The sequence below is a fragment of the Candidatus Symbiopectobacterium sp. NZEC135 genome (genome assembly GCF_025962695.1).
Genome location: NZ_JAGFPF010000656.1, coordinates 1 through 1,081 on the forward strand (window position 1 = coordinate 1; position 1,081 = coordinate 1,081).

Consider the following 1,081-nt stretch of genomic DNA (forward strand, 5'->3'; position numbering starts at 1 on the left):
TGCCGAGAGTGGCAAGTATGTGCACTATGGGGTGACAACACAGAATATTCAGCAGACGGCACACCTGTTTATCGTAAAAAAATTCCACCAGAAACTGATGACGTTTGTGGATGCCACGCTGGTGAATTTGGCTAACCTGGCAAAAGCGCATAAAAACACCCTGATGGCGGGGCGCACGCATGGCAAGCACGCTTTACCGATCACCTATGGTTATAAGGTATCGGTATGGATTTATGAATTGCTGGCCGCCGTGGATCGCATGCAACAGGCGGAGAAAAGGGTGTTTACCGTGATGATGGGGGGCGCGGTAGGCGCTTTCCATGCGACCGGCGAGCCGGGCAGAGCCGTGCAGGACTTGGTCGCGGAACAGCTTGGTATGCATTCGATGCTGGTGCCTTCACGCAATGCCCGGGTGTTCCGCGCTGAGTACATCAGCAACCTGTGCCTGTTGGCAACGACGCTGCATAAAATTGCTGAAGAGGTCTACCAAACCTCGAGTGAAGAATTTGGCGAAGTGTCTGAAGCGTTTGCCAAAGGCACGGTAGGCAGCAGCACCATGCCGCAAAAGGTGAATCCCAAGCTGGCGAAAGGGATCATTGCCAATGCGCAAAAATTATATTCGGTACTGACGGCAACCTTGTATGTTTGCCCACGCCCCTTCGAAGCAGACAGCTCAGCCTATTTTATTTTTGATGCCAGCCTGCAAGAAAGTATTGAATTAATGGCGGAAATTATCCTGCGTGGGGAAGAACTGACGCGAACGCTGGTGATTAACCGTGAGCGGATGCATGACAACGTGATGTTGACGCACGGGTTAATCAACAGCGAAAAAATCATGATGAAACTGGTGGATAAACTGGGCAAAGATCCGGCGCACGAACTGGTTTATAACATGGCGATGCGCAGCACCCATGAACATCTCGAATACAGTAAGGTGTTAAGCAATGACCCGGTGATAGCGAGCCAATTTACGGTGCAAGAAATTGCTGATTTGGTCGATCCGGCCGCCTATATCGCGCTGTGTGCGGTGCTGGCCGATGCGCTTGCTGTGCGGGTGCTGAGGAGGGATCATGAATCATGT

Annotated in this window: 1 protein-coding gene; it reads left to right on the top strand. The window is 51.7% G+C overall.

The window, feature by feature from the left end; all coding sequences use genetic code 11:
• On the top strand, positions 1 to 1,081 hold a 1,081-nt coding region (locus tag J5224_RS29530), incomplete at both ends, for a lyase family protein (RefSeq protein ID WP_264628627.1).